The organism is Paraburkholderia oxyphila NBRC 105797 (genome assembly GCF_000685075.1).
GTDB lineage: Bacteria > Pseudomonadota > Gammaproteobacteria > Burkholderiales > Burkholderiaceae > Paraburkholderia > Paraburkholderia oxyphila.
In genome coordinates, this window is the sequence record NZ_BAYD01000079.1 from 29,204 (window position 1) to 46,857 (window position 17,654).

Annotated in this window: 17 protein-coding genes; 3 read left to right on the forward strand and 14 right to left on the reverse strand. The window is 66.9% G+C overall.

Annotated features, from left to right (window positions below):
- Positions 1 to 50: 50 nt before the first annotated feature.
- Positions 51 to 989 (reverse strand): DMT family transporter, encoded by a 939-nt coding sequence (locus tag BO1_RS34760; protein ID WP_043287830.1) that lies wholly within the window; start codon positions 987 to 989, stop codon positions 51 to 53.
- A gap of 112 nt (positions 990 to 1,101) precedes the next feature.
- Between BO1_RS34760 and BO1_RS34765 the strand changes: the two genes are divergently transcribed.
- Positions 1,102 to 1,971, forward strand: coding sequence for a LysR substrate-binding domain-containing protein (locus BO1_RS34765; protein ID WP_028221508.1), 870 nt, complete (start codon positions 1,102 to 1,104; stop codon positions 1,969 to 1,971).
- A 12-nt stretch (positions 1,972 to 1,983) separates the two neighbouring features.
- On the opposite strand, the gene BO1_RS34770 is transcribed toward BO1_RS34765, so the two are convergent.
- The 6 genes from BO1_RS34770 to BO1_RS34795 all read right to left on the reverse strand — a co-directional run bounded on the left by BO1_RS34770 (position 1,984) and on the right by BO1_RS34795 (position 9,901).
- Complete coding sequence (locus BO1_RS34770) at positions 1,984 to 3,033, reverse strand: ABC transporter ATP-binding protein (RefSeq protein WP_028221509.1); 1,050 nt, start codon at positions 3,031 to 3,033, stop codon at positions 1,984 to 1,986.
- Positions 3,034 to 3,064: 31 nt separating this feature from the next.
- Positions 3,065 to 4,729, reverse strand: a complete 1,665-nt coding sequence (locus tag BO1_RS53995; protein WP_043287832.1) for an ABC transporter permease — start codon at positions 4,727 to 4,729, stop codon at positions 3,065 to 3,067.
- A 25-nt stretch (positions 4,730 to 4,754) separates the two neighbouring features.
- On the reverse strand, positions 4,755 to 5,726 hold the full coding sequence (locus tag BO1_RS34780; RefSeq protein WP_407670037.1) for an iron ABC transporter substrate-binding protein: 972 nt from the start codon (positions 5,724 to 5,726) through the stop codon (positions 4,755 to 4,757).
- Positions 5,727 to 5,850: 124 nt separating this feature from the next.
- Positions 5,851 to 7,167 (reverse strand): iron uptake transporter deferrochelatase/peroxidase subunit, encoded by a 1,317-nt coding sequence (gene efeB / locus BO1_RS34785; RefSeq protein ID WP_028221511.1) that lies wholly within the window; start codon positions 7,165 to 7,167, stop codon positions 5,851 to 5,853.
- Positions 7,168 to 7,169: 2 nt separating this feature from the next.
- Positions 7,170 to 8,330, reverse strand: coding sequence for an NHL repeat-containing protein (locus tag BO1_RS34790; RefSeq protein WP_043287834.1), 1,161 nt, complete (start codon positions 8,328 to 8,330; stop codon positions 7,170 to 7,172).
- A 95-nt stretch (positions 8,331 to 8,425) separates the two neighbouring features.
- Positions 8,426 to 9,901, reverse strand: a complete 1,476-nt coding sequence (locus BO1_RS34795) for a carbohydrate porin (RefSeq protein WP_028221513.1) — start codon at positions 9,899 to 9,901, stop codon at positions 8,426 to 8,428.
- Between the two features lie 337 nt (positions 9,902 to 10,238).
- On the opposite strand from BO1_RS34795, the gene BO1_RS34800 reads away from it, so the two are divergent.
- Both BO1_RS34800 and BO1_RS34805 read left to right on the forward strand, forming a co-directional pair.
- Positions 10,239 to 11,081: an arylamine N-acetyltransferase family protein gene (locus BO1_RS34800; protein ID WP_028221514.1), complete on the forward strand. Its 843-nt coding sequence runs from the start codon at positions 10,239 to 10,241 to the stop codon at positions 11,079 to 11,081.
- Between the two features lie 54 nt (positions 11,082 to 11,135).
- The gene (locus BO1_RS34805; RefSeq protein ID WP_043287836.1) at positions 11,136 to 11,822 is read left to right on the forward strand and encodes a methyltransferase family protein; all 687 of its coding nucleotides are present in this window, start codon (positions 11,136 to 11,138) and stop codon (positions 11,820 to 11,822) included.
- Positions 11,823 to 11,850: 28 nt separating this feature from the next.
- Here BO1_RS34805 and BO1_RS34810 read toward each other — a convergent pair whose 3' ends face one another.
- The 7 genes from BO1_RS34810 to BO1_RS54000 all read right to left on the reverse strand — a co-directional run.
- A complete protein-coding gene (locus BO1_RS34810; RefSeq protein ID WP_028221516.1) occupies positions 11,851 to 12,645 on the reverse strand; it encodes a hypothetical protein in 795 nt (264 codons plus the stop codon).
- A gap of 74 nt (positions 12,646 to 12,719) precedes the next feature.
- Positions 12,720 to 12,902 (reverse strand): hypothetical protein, encoded by a 183-nt coding sequence (locus BO1_RS34815; protein ID WP_028221517.1) that lies wholly within the window; start codon positions 12,900 to 12,902, stop codon positions 12,720 to 12,722.
- On the reverse strand, positions 12,877 to 13,881 hold the full coding sequence (gene cydB, locus BO1_RS34820; protein ID WP_028221518.1) for a cytochrome d ubiquinol oxidase subunit II: 1,005 nt from the start codon (positions 13,879 to 13,881) through the stop codon (positions 12,877 to 12,879). The genes BO1_RS34815 and cydB overlap by 26 nt, the downstream gene beginning before the upstream one ends.
- Before the next feature lie 64 nt (positions 13,882 to 13,945).
- Positions 13,946 to 15,457 (reverse strand): cytochrome ubiquinol oxidase subunit I, encoded by a 1,512-nt coding sequence (locus tag BO1_RS34825; protein WP_028221519.1) that lies wholly within the window; start codon positions 15,455 to 15,457, stop codon positions 13,946 to 13,948.
- Between the two features lie 484 nt (positions 15,458 to 15,941).
- Positions 15,942 to 16,130, reverse strand: coding sequence for a 4-oxalocrotonate tautomerase (locus BO1_RS34835; protein WP_028221520.1), 189 nt, complete (start codon positions 16,128 to 16,130; stop codon positions 15,942 to 15,944).
- Positions 16,131 to 16,167: 37 nt separating this feature from the next.
- Positions 16,168 to 16,944, reverse strand: a complete 777-nt coding sequence (locus BO1_RS34840) for a class II aldolase/adducin family protein (protein WP_028221521.1) — start codon at positions 16,942 to 16,944, stop codon at positions 16,168 to 16,170.
- 11 nt (positions 16,945 to 16,955) lie between these two features.
- Positions 16,956 to 17,654 (reverse strand): urea transporter (locus BO1_RS54000; protein ID WP_167338420.1); only part of this gene is annotated, 699 nt, incomplete at its 5' end.

Below are 17,654 nucleotides of genomic sequence, written 5' to 3' on the forward strand. Positions count from 1 at the left end.
CGCGTTTCGAATCGTCCCTTCACCCCTTCGACCGCCTTGGGCGGCGCGCCCTAGCGCCGCCTGAGCGCGAGGCCCATCGGCAAGAGGCGCCAGCCGAGATTCACGCCGAGGCTCGCCGTCACGATCAGCACCATGCCCGCGAGCTGCGGCACGCTCAGTGCGCGGCCGTAGACGATGGCATCGACGGCGATGGCCGTAAGCGGATAGATGAACAGCAGCACGGCGATTACAGGCGTGGTGAGCCTGGGCAGCGCGCCATAAATGAGCACATAGGACAGCCCCGTGTGCAGCACGCCCATGCCGACGAGCCAGCCCCATTGCGCGGGCGCGATATGCGCGAATTCGAGCGGCGCGACGAACGGGGCGATGAGCGGCAGACAGATCGTGCCCACTGCGCATTGCGTGAGCGTGAGCAGATGCGGACGGAACTCGCGCAGGCTCTTCGCGATCAGCGTGACGCTCGCATAGAGCACGGAGCCGCCCAGCGCCTCGGCCAGACCGATCAGATAACGCGGATGGTCCGCGACATGGCTTTCGGCGAGCACGCCCGAGGCGAACACGAGGCCCACGAAAGCAATCGCGATCCAGCCGAGCCGGTCGGCGCCCAGTCGTTCATGAAAGAGCGCCGCGCCCATCAGCACGACCCAGAACGGCTGCACATGAAACACTACCGTCGCGACCGCGATGCTCGTGCGATGAATCGAATCGAAGAAGCCCACCCACTGCGTGACCATCAGCACGCCCGAGATGAACGCGAGCGCGAACGTGCGGCGCGTGAACTGGCGCTTGATCTGGCTTCCGGTGAGCCAGCCCTTCCACGCGCAATAGCCGGCGAGCGCGAGCATGCCGAAGAAGCAGCGGAAGAACACGAGCGTGAGCGCGCCCAGGCGCGCCTCTTCGACGAAGATGCCGATCGTGCCCATCAGGAGCCCGCCGCCCGCGAGCATGACGACGCCCTCGCGGCGGCCGGTGTGGAGTTCGGATTGCATGGCTCGAATCCGTGGATAGAAAGCGTGTTGAAAACCGGCTCAGTATTCGTCAGTTGCGGGGTAGCGGCAAACGAATTAAATTGAAGAATTCCATCAACGGCGCTTATGAATCATGAATCCCGAGTTCGACCTCGACCTGTTGCGCACTTTCGCGGCCGTCGCGGACGCGGGCAGCTTCACGAAGGCGGCCGTGTCCGTGCATCGCTCGCAGGCAGCCGTGAGCATGCAGATCAAGCGGCTCGAGCAGATGCTCGGCACCACGCTGTTCACGCGCGACACGCGCAATCTCGCGCTCACGCGGCCCGGCAATACGCTGCTCGAATATGCGCGGCGCGCGCTCGATCTGCAGGAAGAGGCCTGGTCGGCGCTGGTGCGGCCCGAGGTGACGGGGCGCGTGGTGCTGGGCGCGCCCGACGACTACATGGCTGCGCTGCTTTCTCCGGTACTCAGGCGCTTTTCGACGCTCTATCCACACGTGGAGATCGAGATCGTGTGCGCGCAGAGCGTGGCGCTCGGGCCGATGCTGGCGGACAACAAGATCGACGTTGCCTTCGTCACGCGCGACAAGAAGTTGCGTGGCGAATACGTCCGCAGCGAGGACATGGTGTGGGTGGGCTCGCCCGACGATCCGGCGCCGCTCTCGATGTCGCCGTTGCCGGTGGGTCTCTACGAGCATGGGAGCGTGGCGCGCGCGCATACGGTGGCGGCGCTCGATGCGGCGCGCATTCGCTATCGCGCGGCCTATAGCAGCGCGAGCCTGCTGGGGCTGATGGCGACCGTGGAGGCGGGCATCGCGGTGGTGGCGCTCACGCGCTGCAGCGTGCCGGCGCGCTTCGAAATTCTTGGCGAGGCCCAGGGGCTGCCGAAGATCGAGCCGCTCGAGATCATCGTTGCGCGCAGCGTGAAATCGAACCGGCCGACCTGCGATTACTTCGTACAACAGATGGTGCAGGATCTCTCGGTGCGGCGTCAGCGGCTGTAGCCGGCGCGCTTTTTATCGAGGATAAACGCTGACTTCGCCACCCACGGCAATGCGCACGCGCTCACCGGGGCGTGGGGTGCGATAGCCAGGCACGCGGGCGCGCAGCGTCGTGGGCGTGCCGGCAAGCTCGAGCGTGAGCGCCGCATCCTGCCCCTGGAAGGTGACATCACGCACGAGTGCATCGAGGGCACCGTCGTGTGCCGTGAGTTGGGGAAGCACATCGATCTGCTCGGGGCGCAGCATCACGTCGACTTCGCCGTCCTCGGGCCGCATGCCTTCGGCCAGCGGCAGCCTGCCAAGCACGCAATGCGCCTCGCCGCCCGCGACGCGCCCAGGCAGGAGCACCGCTTCGCCGACGAACGCCGCAAGCTCGCGTGTGACCGGGCGACGGTAGAGCGTTTGCGGCGCCGCCGTCTGCACGAGGCGCCCGCGCCACAGCACGGCCACTTCATGGCCGAGCGAGAGCGCTTCGGCCTGGTCGTGCGTGACCAGCACGGCAGTTGCGCCCGCAGCCGCGAGCGCGCGCGCCACGGCTTCGCGCGTTTCCACGCGTAGCGCGGCGTCGAGCGACGAGAACGGCTCGTCGAGCATCACGAGCCGCGGCGACGGCGCCAGTGCACGCGCGAGCGCCACGCGTTGCTGTTGCCCGCCCGAGAGCTGCTGCGGTGCGCGATTCGCATAGGAATGCGGCAGACCCACGAGCTCCAGCAGCTCGGCCACGCGATGCTGCGCGCGGCGCTGCGAGCGCGGCAGTCCGAAAGCGATGTTCTCGGCCACGCTCAAGTGTGGAAACAGCGCGCCTTCCTGCGGCACGTAGCCGATCTGCCGCTGCTCCGCGGGCAGATGCAGCGACTCGCCGGTCACACGTTTGCCGCCGATCTCGATCGTGCCGCTATCGGCGCGCTCGAAGCCGCACAACAGGCGCAGCAGCGTGGTCTTGCCGCTGCCCGAGGGGCCGAGCAGCGCGACCAGCGTGCCCGAGTTCACCGTGAGGTGGACGTCGTGCAGCACCGGATGGCCGTCGAAGGACTTGGAGAGGCCGGAAATGCGAAGTGTGCTCATGGACGTAGCGGGCTGAACGGGGGCGAAACAATCAGGATGCGTCGGCGGGCGGCGCTTCATCGTCGGACGCGGGCATCGGTCCGGAAGCGTGCGCGGCGAGCGCGGACTTGCCCGCGAACGCGAACAGCAGGCCCGAGGCCGCGAGCGAGAGCGCGGTGAGCAGCGCCGCATAGGGCGCGGCGGCGGCGAACGCGAGCGTCGAGGTATCGGACCAGACCTGGGTGGCGAGCGTTTGCGTGCCGATGGGCGCGAGCAGCAGCGTCGCGTTCAGCTCGGTCACGACCGAGATGAATACCATCGAGGCGGCCGCGCCGAGACCCGGCCCCGCGAGCGGCAGCACGACACGGCGCAGCGTGGCGAACCAGCCGAGGCCGAGCGAACGCGCAGTTTCTTCGAGCCGCTGCTGCGCCTGCAGCAAGGCCGCGCGCACGCTCACGAGCGCGAGCGGCAGGAACAGGATCGCGTAGGCGACGATCAGGAGCGTGGTGCCCTGGTAAAGCGGTTCGAGCGCGCGCACGGCGAGCGAGACGATGGCGAGCGCGATGACGAGGCCCGGCACGCCTTGCGCGATGAACGTGGTGCGCTCGAGAAAGGTGGCCGCGCGGCCCGGGAAGCGTGCGAGCAGGTAGGCGAGCGGCAGCGCGAGCAGCGTCGTGAAGGCGGCGGCGATGAGCCCGAGCCGCAGCGACGCCAACGTGGTCGAGAACAGCAGTTCTGGCGAGACCTCGGCGGGCGTGATCGCGGCGGCGCCGGGCTGCGTGAGCCAATAGCCGATCATCCCGAGCGGCACGCCGAGCGTGCCCACGTTGAGCGCGGCGAAGCCCGCCGCGACGGGCCAGCGCCAGCGGCCGAGCGCGTGGCGCACGCCCGCGCGCCGCGTGCCGCGATCGACGCGCTCGTAACGCGCGCGTCCGCGCACGCGGAACTCGAGTACGAGGCATACGAGACACAGCACGATCAGCACGCAGGCGAGCAGCGAGGCGCCGCCGCTATCGAAGCTCGTGCGGTATTCCGCGTAGATTTCGGTGGTGAAGGTGCGAAAGCGCAGCAGCGTGAAGGCGCCGAATTCGGAGAGCACGCCCAGCGCGACCAGCAGCATCGAGCCGAGCAGGGCAGGGCGCAATTGCGGCAGCACCACGCGCACGAAGGTGGTCCAGCGGTTGCAGCCGAGTGCGCGCGCGCATTCTTCGAGCGCGGGATCGAGCCCGCGCAGCGCGGCGGCCACGGGCAGATACACCAGCGGGAAATAGGCGGTCGTGATGACGATGAGCGCGCCCAGAAAGTCCTGCAGATCGAGGCTTAGCGAGACCCACGCATAGCTCGTGATGAACGCCGGCATCGCCAGCGGCGCGGCGGCGAGCAAGGCCCACACGCGGCGTCCCGGCACGTCGGTGCGCTCGACGAACCAGGCGAGCGCGGTGCCGAGCACCGCCGAGGCGAGCGTCGCGCTCACGGTGATGCTCAGCGTGTTGACGAGCAGCTCGCCAACGAGCGGCCTGAACAGGAGCTCGGCCGCATCGGCAAAGCCGAACGAGAGCGCGCGCCAGAACGTCAGCGCGAGCGGCAACAGCACGAGCACGGGGCCGAGTGCCGCGGCGAGAAATAGCGCGCGCGGCGCCCGCCGGCGCGCGCGTTTGCTCGCTGCGTCGTCGGGGCCTTGCGACACGGCTTGCGCCGAGGTTACAGCTTCGCTCACAATTTACTCAGACATCCTCTGCAAATTAAAGCAGGCCCGCCTGGCGCAGCAGACGGCCGGCCTGGCTGTCGTCGCCGAGCTGCTGGATCGTCAGCGCGGGCGGCTTCAGTTGATCGAACGGCTTGTTGATGGGGTCGCCCGCCACGCCGGCACGCAGCGGATACTCGAAGCTGATATGCCCTTGCGCCATCAGCTTCTGTGCGCGCTCGCTCACGAGGTAGGCGAGAAACTTCTGCGCACCGTCCGGGTTGTGCGCGGCCTTCGTGACCGCTGCGCCGGACACGTTCACGAGCGCACCCACGTCGCCGTCGGCGAATTGCGCAACAGCGCTGCGCGTCTGCTTGTCGCCAATCTCCGCGTGCAGGCGGTCCCAGTAATAGTTATTGATGATACCCGTCGCCACGGCGCCGCGATTCACGGCGGCCACCACGCCTTCGTCGTCGTCGAAGATCTGCGCGTTGTCTTTCAGGCCCTTGAGCCAGGCGAGCGTCGCGGCTTCGCCCTTCACGGCGAGCACGGCGTCCACGAGCGGCAGAAAGTCGGCGTCGCTCGGCGCGATGCCGACCTTGCCCTTCCACTCGGGCTTGGCGAGATCGAAGATCGACGGCGGCAGTTGCGAGGGCTGCACCTTCGTCGTGTTATAGGCGAGCACGTCCTGGCGCGCAGTCACGGCAACCCACTGGCCGGCCGGCGAGTTGTAGCGCGCGGGCACTTGCGTGAGCGTCGCGTTCTGCACCGGTGCGAGCAGGCCCTTTTCTTCGAGCAGCATCAGCTCGGGCGAGTTTTCGGTGAAGTAGACGTCGGCGGGCGTCTTCTCGCCTTCGGCCACGAGCTGCGCGGCAAGCGCCGGGCCTTCGCCGCTGCGGATCTTCACGTCGATGCCGGTCTGCTTTTCGAAGTCCTTCGCGAGCTGGTTCACCACCTGCTCGTGCTGGGCGCTGTAGAGCGTGATCGAAGCGGCATGCGCGGCGAGCGGCAGGGCGCCTGCGAGCGCCATCGCAACGGCAACGGCGCGTGCACGGAAAAACGTCTGGTTCATGATCTGTCTGGGTCCGTTCCTGTCGCTTGAATCCGGATTCAAACTGGATTCAAGCGGGTTTGATTCTGAAAGGAGGCCTTTCTCAGGCCTCGAACAGTTCGGCGCCGATGAACGAGCCCGGCTTCGCACCCGGCGGGCACGCGAAGACCGCGCTGCCCACGTGGGTGGTGAACTGGTTCATCATGTCGAACTTCGCGAGCTTCTCGTTGATCGGAATGAAGCCCGTGCGCGGGTCGCTCTGGTGTGCGACGAAGATGAGACCCGCATCATATTCGGTTTCCTGACGCCACGGCGGCCAGCGCTCGATGTAGAAGTTCGTGCTGTCGTTGTACGAGTACGAGCGGCGCAGGATCTGCGCGCCATTGTTCGAGGCGCGGTTCGAGAGGCGCACGTGCGAGTTATCGGGGATCAGCGGGTTGCCGTCCTTGTCCTGCGCGTTCAGGTCGACCGCATCGAACTCCTTGTCCTTGCCGATGGGCGCGCCGCTGTACTTGCGGCGGCCGAACACCTGCTCCTGGAAGCCCAACTGCATCTGGTCCCAGTGCTCGAGCGTGATGCGGATGCGGCGCACCACGGTATAGGTGCCGCCCTGCATCCAGGGCGCGTCGGCTGCGGTGGCCCAGACGAACTGGTTCATCGCCGCGGCGTCCTTGGTGGGCGGATTGTTGGTGCCGTCCTTGAAGCCCATCAGGTTGCGCGGCGTCTGCCCACGCGGGCCCGACAGGAAGCCGGCCTGGCCCCAGCGCATGCGCAGCATGCCGTAGCCCTGGCGCGCGAGCTGGCGCACCGCGTGGAAGGCCACTTGCGCGTCGTTCGCGCAGGCCTGCACGTAGAGGTCGCCGCCGGTCTTCTCAGCGATCAGCTGGTCGCCGTTGAAGCGCGGCAGATCGACGAGCGCGGCAGGCCGCCGATGCGCGAGGCCGTAGCGGTCCTTGCCTTCCGAGGTGAACAGGCCGGGGCCGAAGCCGAACGTCACCGTGAGGCCGGCCGGCCCGAGTCCGAGCACATCACCCGAATCCGGCGCGGGATGGTCGTCGCTCACGCCTTCGAGCGCCACCGCGCTCTGGCCTTGCGTCATGCGCGCGGCGGACTCGGTCCACTGGCGCAGCAGCTTGATCACATCGTCGCGCGAGGTGGTCGTGAGGTCGAACGCCGCCACATAGGTGTGCGCCTGTTGCGGCGTGACGATGCCGCCCTGGTGCTCGCCGTAGAACGGCTCGACGGCGTTCATCGGTTCGGCGGGCAGCGCGTGGCCCTTGGCTTCGGCAGCCTGCGCGAGGCCCGGTGCCGCAAGGCCCGCGCCCAGCGAGGCGCCGGCCGCCACCGCGGCGCCGCCTGCCTTCAGGAAGCCGCGCCGCGCGGGGCGCGCCGGGCAGTTTTGGGAATCATCGGAGGACATGATTATTTCGCCAGCACGAGAGTGTTCACGTCGTCTTCGACATAGTAGAAGCCGTCGCCCGCCGGAGTGAGCGCGATGCCGAAGAGGTCACCATTGCCCGGAGGCGTCTGCGCCTTGTCGGCGTCGATCCAGCGCGCGTAGAGCTGCTTGCCCGTCGCGGGATCGATCTCGACGACCTGGCCGTTGAGCGCATTGGTCACGAGCAGATGGTTCTGGGGCGTCATGATCATCGCGAGCGGGCGGTGCAGCATGCCGTCGGCGGTGAGCTGGCGGCCCACGCCTGCGCTCGTGTCGCGCGTGAGCGGGTCTTCGATCACGTTGACGCGGTTGCCGATCGCGTCGGACACGTAGAGCAGCTTGTTGTCGGGCGAGAGCGCGAGGCCGGTCGGCCCGACGAGGAACACGCCTTTGTCGGCCTGCGCACCGAAGCCGCTCGCCACCACCGTCTCGTTCTTCACGACCGGGGCCTGGCCATTCGGAATGTCGAGGTCGAGGCGCAGCACCGTGGCTTGCTTGAACACGGGCGGATCGCCGTCCGCGCCGCCCACGCCGAAGCCCGCGTTGCTCACGAACAGCGTGACGTGGTCGCCGTTGTCGACCACGGCCATGTTGCCCCACGGGTCATTGATGTTCGGCGAGCTGATGGCCTTGGCGATCTTGCCATTGCTGTCGAGCACGATCAGGCAGCCCGCGCCCTTGGTGTTGGTCGTGCCGTCGTTGCTCGGCGTGCTGCCGACGATCACCCAGCCCGACTTCAGCATCGTCATCGCGGTGGAGAGGCCCACGCCACCGGGGCACTCCTTGAGATCGCGCGGAATGGTCGCGAACAGCGACATCTGCTTGGTGTCGGGGTGATAGTCGACGATGGTGCTGCCGGTGCCCTGCAGGTTCGCGGCGTTGTTGAAGTTGTCGACCAGTACGTCGCCTTGCTTCACGGTCCCGGCGCTCACCGGCGCGACGTAGATCGCGTACGGGTTCTGGTCGCCGTTGTCGGGCACCGTGTTGATGAGCGTGGTGTGATGGTGGATGGTTTCGAGCAGGCCCGGCTGGTCCGCGTGCGCCGCGAGCGGCGCGCCGCCCAGGAGGGCGGCGGCGCCGAGCGCGATTGCCGCGCGGGCGGCATGGGCCGAGCACAGCAGGAGCTTGCGCGTGGCGTGGTTCATCGTATTTCTCCGTGCCTCACCCGCGCCGCGCGTGAGCGCTGCGGCTTCGTTCGCCAGTGCGCGTGAGGACTTGGGGTTGGACATGATGCTCAGGATCAGAACGTAATGTTGGTACGCACGCCCACCACGAAGGTGTTGCGCAGCGGCTGGGTCGGGTCGCTCGGGTTCTGGCCGGCGCCCGCGTTGAAGGTGTACTGCGCGTCGGCCTGCAACTGCCACCACGGGTTGACCTGGTACTGGTAGGTCGCTTCCAGCGTGGTTTCCTGCGTGCGCACGCCGTACGGCCCCGTATTGAAGGTGCGGTAGTCCATGTCGAGGTCGTGCACGTAGTTGCCGACCTTGATATAGGTGAGCGCGAGACCGACGCTGTCGTTGTCGCGGCCCTTGAACGGCGCCTTCATTACGATGCCCGCGTTGGCGGAGAGGTCGACGAGATTGCGGTCGCCCGGCGCGCCCATCACGCGCGCGAACACGCCGATGCTGCGCGGCTCGTCGGGGTCGGGGCGCCACACCATCTGGTCGGCAACGGCGTAGATGCTGTAATCGCCGTGATGCTGCGCCGGGATGCCGGTCGTGGCCGGATTGTTGAGCGAGAGGCCGGTGTTGTCGTAGCGCTGGTCGGCGAACGACTCGTTGTTGTACCAGAAGCCGAGCTTGTAGGTGCCGGGCAGTGCGTGGCTCGTGTCCGCGCTCACGAGATCGCCTTCGGCTGGCTGGTTGATCGAGTACTGCAACTCGCCGATCACCATCGTGCCGTTGTGCAAGTTGAAGTTCGTGCCGCTCAGGTTTTTCGGATCGTTGCCGAGCGGGTCGCCGTCGAACACGCCCAGCAGGCCCGTGAGCGAAGGCGTGATCTGGCCGCGCAGGCGCACGCCGAGACCCGCGAGCGGGTAGGCGGGGCCGCCCGAGGGCATGTCGTACGAGGGCAGCCCGGGCCAGCCGAACATCGTGTTCACGAAGAGCGCGGCGTACTGGCTCGTGATGAATTCCTGGTCGAGACTCTGCTGACCGATCTTCACGTCGACTTTCTTGTCGAGGAACGACTGCTGGTACCACATCTCCCACAGGCGCGTGGTGTCCTGCGCTTCGATGCCGCTCGCCGTGTTCAGCGTGCCCAGGTTCAGTGCGCTCAGATTGGAGCCGTGAATCTGCAGTGCGCTGATGTTGAAGAGGCCGCCAGGAATGCCGAGCGCCTTGCTCGTGTCCAGCTGGACCGTTGCCGTGGTCAGGCCGTCATAGGTGCCGCCGCGGTTGAGGCCGCCGCGCAGGTTCGCGAGATACTCGCTCGTTTCTGTCAGCTGAAAGGTCACGCCATATTTGCCGAGCCAGGGACGGATGCCGCCCATGTCGCCGAGCAGGTTCTGGCGGCTCCAGATGCCTGTCCAGAAATCACCCGGTTGCGCCTTGATCGCGAGGTCCGCTTCGGGCGCCTCGGGGGCCGCGTCGGGGTTGGTGCTCGTTTGTGCGTGCGCGCTGCTGCACACGAAAGCAGCGCAAGCGGCCCACATCGCGAGCCCACGCACGGCGGGGGCGCGTCGTCCAGACGAATGGGCTGACCGGTTGAATTTCATCGCATTCCTTACTTATTGCTTTCTTTTTGGCCGGATCGAATCGGTGTGCGCCGGCTTGCACCGCCGCAGGCAATACGCGCGCGGCTTTAAGTTATTTGCCTCCAGGACGGCGCAATCGTACTCATCGTGAATACGATCGTCAACACAAATGAGAATGATTATCAAAACAATTACTGAGCGTAAGCGCGAATATTACTAATACCTGTCTATCTTGATGCGGATGATTACAATCAGTCAGCTTCGGCGGTATTCGGTATGGAGAAAGAACTCGAATATCATCGGTGCATCAGGCCGCCTTCCGGGTCTCTTCGAATCCTTCGAACAGCGAGTCGCCTCCATGTCCGACCTCGATTTCCGTTTTGATCTCGATCGTTATTTCGCGCGCATCGGTTACGACGGCGAGCGCAAAGCGTCGCTCGACGTGCTGCGTGCGCTGCATCGCCTGCATCCGCGCACGATTGCTTTCGAGAACCTCGATCCGTTTGCCGGGCGGCGCGTGTCGGTGGCGCCGCCCGACGTTTTCAACAAGCTCGTGGCGTCGCGGCGCGGCGGCTACTGCTTCGAGCACAACACGGTGCTCGCGCACGCGCTCATGCAACTGGGCTTTCGCATCGAGCCACTGGCCGCACGCGTGCTGTTCGGCCGTCCGGCCGGCACGATCACGCCGCGCACGCACATGCTGCTGCGCGTGCACGTGGACGGCACGGCCTGGCTCGCCGATGTCGGTTTCGGCAGCGCGTCGCTGTGCGCGCCGCTGGCGTTTGCCGAGCGCGGCGCGCAAGCGACGCTGCTCGAGCCCGCGCGACTCACGCCGCTCGGTGAGCGCGAGTGGAAGCTCGAGCAGTACGACGGCAATCAATGGATCGACGTCTATCGCTTCGACGACGCGCCCGCGCAGTGGGTCGATTACGAAGTGGCGAACTGGTACACGTCGGCGGCGCCGCAATCGTTCTTCACGGAGAACCTGATCGCCTGCATCGCGCGCGAAGACAGCCGCGCGATCCTTTTCAATGACCGCTATTCGGAGCGTGACGCCAGGGGCCAGCACGCGACGGAGCATATCATCGGGAGTGCAGAGGAACTCGCGCGCTGCCTGAATGAGCGCTTCGGTCTCGATACGGCGGGCTTCGACATGGACGCGCTATTTGCGCGGGTGCAAGGGCGGGGCGCCAGTCGCTGAGGCATGGGTTGAGGCATGGCGCAAGATGAGCCTTGCATGGGACCGGAGGACACGATGGACAAGCTGCTCGTCAAGCGTCTGTTCACGCAGACGTTCATCTGGCTGGTGTTTCAAGGCGCGCTGCTGTTCATCTCCGCGGGCACCCTGGCATGGACCGCCGCGTGGCTCTGGCTGCTCGAATTTGCCGCGACCAGTGGCTGGATCGGCTTGTGGCTCGCGCGCACCGATCCGGGCCTGCTCGCCGAGCGTCTCGCGCCGTTCCAGCGCGAGCAGGCGGCCTGGGACCGCGTCTTCATGGCGGCGGTCTCGGTGGGCTGGTGCGCGTGGCTGTGCCTGATCGGCATCGACGCGATGCGCTATCGCTGGTCGCTCGTGCCGCTCTGGCTGAACGTATGCGGGGCAGCGGCCATCTTCCTCTGCATCTACGCGATGCGCGTTGTGTTCGCCGCCAATCGCTACGCTGCGCCCGTCGTGAAGATCCAGAGCGAACGCGGCCACGCGGTGAGCGACAGCGGTCCGTATGCCTACGTGCGCCATCCCATGTATGCGTTTGCGATCCTGCTGCTCGCGGGCACCCCGCTCATGCTCGGGTCATGGTGGGGCCTCGCGTGCGTGCCGTTGATGGTGGCGGCAATCGGCTGGCGCGCCGTGCGGGAAGAGCGCGTGCTTGCCGCTGAGCTGCAAGGCTACCGCGCGTATATGGAGCGGGTGAAGTACCGGTTCGTGCCCGGCATCTGGTGAGCGCCGGGCACGTGAGCGTCGACGATGCTCAGAGGGCGCGCGCGGTCTCAGTGTCGCCGCTTGCCAGCTCGTTCGCATAGCGCCGATAAAGCCAGGCGAGCGCCGTGCTCGTGAGCATCGCGAAGGCGATGTTGACGACGCTTTGCCCGATCGCGAGCGCGGTGAACCACGCGGGCGTTTGCACGGTATCGGGCGTGACGCCGGCGATGCCGAGGCCGAGCAGCGCGAGCACGCCGCAGACGAGCAGCGGCAGCGCCGCAACGCACGAGACGCCCAGCAGGCTCCAGAAGTGTCCGCGGCTGTCCCGCCACGCGGCGCCGAGCGCGAAGCGCCCGCCGATGGCGAGCGACGGATAGAGCAGGCTGAGCCGCACGCCGATGAACACCCAGATCACGCCGACGATCAGCGAAAGAAAGGCCACGCCACCCTCGTGGCGCGGGCGCAGCACCAGCCAGAGGGCGGCCGCGATGCCCACCAGCGCGAGCATCATGACGAGGCCCAGCGCCACGATGCGTGCGAGCGGCTTCGCGCCGGCCGCCATGAGTGGCGTCGTGCGTTCGTCGAGCAGCACGAAGCGGTAGATCTTCAGCGTGAACCAGACATAGACGAACGCGTTCAGTATCGATGCCAGGTTGGCGGCGAGGACGAGGCCGGCGGAAGGCAGTTCGCCCTCGCCCGGCACGGGCCGCCCGACCAGCCCGAGCCAGCCGAGCACGGCGTAGGCCACGAAGGTGCCGAACACGAGCGCCGGCATGCGCGTGAGCGCTTCCCCGGCGCTTTTCCACGCGCGTTTCACGCATTCCATAAAGGTCATCTGCTGCATGGTTTTTATCGCAGGAGTTACAGACGGCCTACAGTCTAACGCGGAGCGGGCAACGCATCGCGTGGAAGCGCGCGTTATTTGACGGCGAAGAGCGTGAGGTTCATGAAGACCTTGAACGCGAAGCCGAGCGAGACTGCCGCACCCACGCCGGCGCACCAGAGCAGCACGAACCAGAGCCAGCCGGGCAGCGTGCGCTTGGCGCGCGAGGCGGACGCCCCGGCGGCGCCGGGCTCAGTGGTAGTGATGGGTGTCGCCATGACGGAGCTTGCCTCGGAAGACCCAGTAGCTCATCGCCGTGTACGCGACGATGATGGGCAGGATGAACGACGCGCCAACCAGCGTGAAGGTCTGGCTCTCGCGCGGCGCGGCCGCTTGCCAGAGCGTGAGCTGCTGCGGGATCGCATAGGGCCACAGGCTCACGAGCAGCCCCACGTAACCGAGCAGCACGAGCGCGAGCGCGGCGGCGAACGGCGTCTTGTGATGGCGCGACTGCACGGCCCAGCGCATCCACACGGCGCACGCGAGCACGAGCAGCGGCACGGGCGCGAGCCGCCAGAACAGACCCGAGCCGAACCAGCGTTGCGCGATGAGCGGGTCTTGCAGCGGCGTCCATACGCTCACGAGCGCGATGAAGCCGAGCAGCATCACCGTGAGCGGCCACACGAGCTTGTGCAGGCGGCGCTGCAGGTCGCCTTCGGTCTTGGCGATGAGCCAGCAGCTGCCGAGCAGCGCATAGGTCGCCACGAGCCCGAAGCCCGAGAGCAGGGAAAACGGCGTGAGCCAGCCGAAGGCGTCGCCGGAAAAGCGTCCGTCGGCCATCGGAATGCCTTGCAGGAAGGCGCCCAGCGCAATGCCCTGGAAGAACGCCGCGCCCGTCGACCCGCCGATGAAGGCGAGATCCCACAGATGCTTCGTGCGGTTGGCCTTCGCGCGGATCTCGAAGGCCACGCCGCGAAAGATCAGGCACACGAGCATGAACACGAGCGGCAGATAGAGCGCCGAGAGCACCGTCGAATAGACGATGGGGAACACGGCGAAGAGCCCCGCGCCGCCCAGCACGAGCCAGGTTTCATTGCCGTCCCAGACCGGCGCGACCGTGTTCATCATGAGATCGCGCTCTTCTTCGTCGGGAAAGAGCGGGAACACGATGCCGATGCCCAGATCGAAGCCGTCCAGCACGACGTAGAGTAAAAGGCCGAGCGCGATGATCGCGGCCCAGATGACGGTGACGTCCATGTTTGCGTTGCCTCGTTTCGAATGCGGTTCGTGCGGTTTTTTGCGGTTCGTGGGGATGGCTCGATCAGGCGTCGATCAACTGATCGGCGGTGGACGTCGAACGGCGCGCGGGTTGGCTCGTGGCAAGCGCAGCCGGCGCGAGCCGTGCCCCGGCAACTGGCATGCCGTGCTGCGCATCGTGGTGCGTAGCGGGCCGCGCTGCGGGCGGCTGCGTGCCCGGCATGGCGCCTGGCAGCGCAGGGCCGGTGCGCATGAGCTTGAGGATGTAATAGATGCCCGTGCCGAACACGAGGAAGTACACGATGACAAAGGCCATGAGCGAGACGCTCACCTGCTGCGCCGTGAGCGGCGAGACGGCTTGCGAGGTGCGCATCACGCCGTAAACCACCCATGGCTGGCGGCCCGCTTCGGTCGTGATCCAGCCCGCGAGCAGCGTGATGAAGCCGGTCGGGCCCATGGCCAGCGCGAAGCGCTGAAACGCGCGCGACTCGTAGAGCGTGCCGCGCCGGCGCAGCCACCAGCCGGCCACCCCAAGAACGATCATCAGGATGCCTAAACCCACCATCACGCGGAAGGTCCAGAACAGGAGCGTCGAGTTCGGGCGCTCCGCGGGCGGGAACGACTTGAGGCCCTGGATCTCGCCGTCCCAGCTATGCGTGAGGATCAGGCTGCCGAGGTGCGGAATCTTCACGGCGTAGCGCGTGGTTTCCGCCTGCATGTCGGGAATGCCGAACAGGTTGAGCGCGGTGCCGCCCTGCTCGGTGTCCCACAGACCTTCGATCGCGGCGATCTTCGCGGGTTGATACTCGCGCGTGTTCAGGCCGTGAGCGTCGCCCACGAGCGCCTGCACGGGCGCAAGCACCAGCAGCAGGCCGAGCGCCATCGAGAACATCTTCTTCACGGCCGCATCGCGCCGGCCCTTGAGCAGGTGCCATGCACCGGTCGCGGCCACCACGAGCGCGGCCACGATGAACGCGGCGATCGCCATATGTGCGAGGCGGTACGGGAACGAGGGGTTGAAGATGATCTTGAACCAGTCGGTGGGCACGACGTGGCCGTCGACTACCTTGAAGCCTTGCGGCGTCTGCATCCAGCTATTCGAAGCGAGAATCCAGAAGGTGGAGATGAGCGTGCCGATGGCCACCATCAGCGTCGCGCCGAAGTGCGCGCGGGGGCTCACCCGGTTCCAGCCGAACAGCATGATGCCTAGAAAGCCCGCTTCGAGGAAGAACGCGGTCATCACCTCATACATGAGCAGCGGACCGGTGACGGGTCCCGCGAACGAGGAGAAGCCGGCCCAGTTGGTGCCGAACTCGTAGCTCATGACCACGCCCGAGACGACGCCCATGCCGAAGGCCACGGCGAAGATCTTCGACCAGAACAGGCACAGGTCCTTGTAGAACGGTTTGCGCGTCTTGAGCCAGCAGCCTTCGAGCACCGCGATGAAACTTGCGAGGCCGATGGAGAGCGCGGGAAAGACGATGTGAAAGGAGACGGTGAAGGCGAATTGCAGCCGGGCCAGGTCGAATGCCGATAGCGACGAGAGTGCCTGTAATGCGGGGATGGACGATTGCATGTGCGTGCCTGCTGTGTGCTTGCGTAGCGAAAAGCGCTTTCGCGCGAGGCCTGGCGCGGCGGCGGGCGGTGAGGGCGCCGCGCGCGATGCGTCGTGCGAATGGACGTAAGCGTAGGGGAACAGGGCGCGTTTTGCTGCGCTGCGACGTGCGCCAGCGTGTCGCAGCAGTCAATCGTCAAGCGACGAAACCGTGCGCTAAATCGTTGATAGTGATCAATTTAGATTAAGGATTCACTGCGAATTGATTTGGCGCATGAGGTGCGCGCTGCGTCAATTTGCGTCAAATCGGGCGCGATTCGCGGGGATGGCGCGTGCGGTGCGTCAATTCGCCCAGGTGCGAAAATCCCAGGCGTTCGAATCGAATCGGGGGCGGTTCGGCGGGGCGGGTGCGAGGCCGCGCGGCGTCTGGAGGAGCATGCGCTCGAAGCCGCGGCAAAGCCTCGCGATCAATCGTCAGGATGACGATCTAATGAGGCGGGCAGGCTCAGCGCGGATCGCTCCACAGCTTGCCGGCCGTCGCCCAGTTTTCAGTCTTCACGTCGGTGAAGATGATGTCGACGGATTGGGCATCCACGCCCAGCACCTTGCAGGTGGTCTCGGTGAGCGCGGCGGCCAGCTCGCGCTTTTTCTCGACGCTGCGGCCCTCGAACATCTCGATGTGGAAAGTCGGCATACGGATCTCCTTGTTTGCAGGGGGGAATGAAAGGGATTCAGTCGCGATACGACGTGTCGATGCGGTCGAGCTTGCGCAACAGCGCGGGCCATTCGAGCACGCCCTCGATCGCGCCACCGTCGCGCAGTTGCTCGGCGGTGTGCGCGCAGACCTGGGGCGTCGGCATCACGAGCGGCACGCCGCCCGCCTGGGCCTGCAGCTGGATCTCGCAGGCCTTGATGAGCGTCGCCATGAGCACCCACGCCTCAGCGATGGTGCGGCCGGTGGTGAGCGTGCCGTGGTTGCGCAAGAGCATGGCGGGATGCTCGCCGAGGCTCGCGGTCAGGCGCGCGCCTTCGGCGGGCGTGAACGCGAGGCCCTCGTAGTCGTGCCAGCCGAGCTGGCCGTAGAAACGCAGCGCGTGCTGCGAGGCGGGCAGCAGGCCGTCGCGCTGGATCGAGACAGCGATGCCCGCCGTATTGTGCAGATGCATCACGCACACGGCGTCGGGGCGCGCGAGATGCACGGCCGCATGCAGCGCGAAACCGGTCGCGTTGACCGGATGCTCGCTCTTGCCGACGATGCGGCCTTCCGTGTCGATCTTCACGAGATTCGAGGCGCATACCTCGTCGAAGGCCAGGCCGAACGGATTGATCAGGAAGCGGCCGGGCTCGCCGGGCACGGCGGCGGAGACGTGCGTGTAGATCAGGTCGTCCCAGCCATAGAGCGCGATGAGCCGGTAGGCGGCGGCAAGGTCCACGCGCAGCTGCTGCTCCGCGGCGGAGGGCGGCGTGGCGTCGTCAGTGACGCTGGCCGGACGATGGGCGAATGACATGGACGGCTCCTTCAGCGGGCGGTAGAGCGGGCGCGTGACCCAAGTTGCGGCTCGGTTTGCTGCCCGAGTGGCGCGCCGGTTTGCGCTTCGATGGGGGCTCCGGTTTGTCCTCCGGTTTGTGCTCCGATTGGCAATTCGGTTTGCGCCCCGATTTGCACCCCGGCTAGTGTTCCGATCGGTGATTTCATTTGGGCCTCGATTGGCGATGCAATTTGCGGCGCGCGAGCCATCGCCGCTTCGGTGGGCAGCGTGCTGCCCCCGGCGCTGGCGACCGCGTCGGGCGCTTCACCGCTCGCGGGCGCCTGGCGCGGCCGTGACCACGTCGGCATCATCAGGCGCCATGCGCCATGCACGGTCCAGCCGGCCAGCGCGAACGGCGCGGTCATGGCGGGCAGGCCGAGGCGCACGGCGGCCAGATGCAGTGCCGCGGCAAGCATCGTCGCACAGATTGCGGCACGTGCGCCGAGCGCGCTGGCGGCGAGCGCCGCCAGCGCGCCATTGAAGCCGCAGAGGCCCGCCGCGAAGCTCGCGGGCGGTGCGCCGAACGCATATTCGATGGCGCTCGCGAGCGCCGCGCCGCCGAGCGCGTAGGCCGCCGCACGGCGCGATGACCAGGCAAGGCCCGCGAGCAGCACGAGGCCCGGGAGCGCGCCCGAGGCGAACGTGGTCTGCGCGACGCCGCTCAATATGCCCGCCGCCGCGTCGAGCCA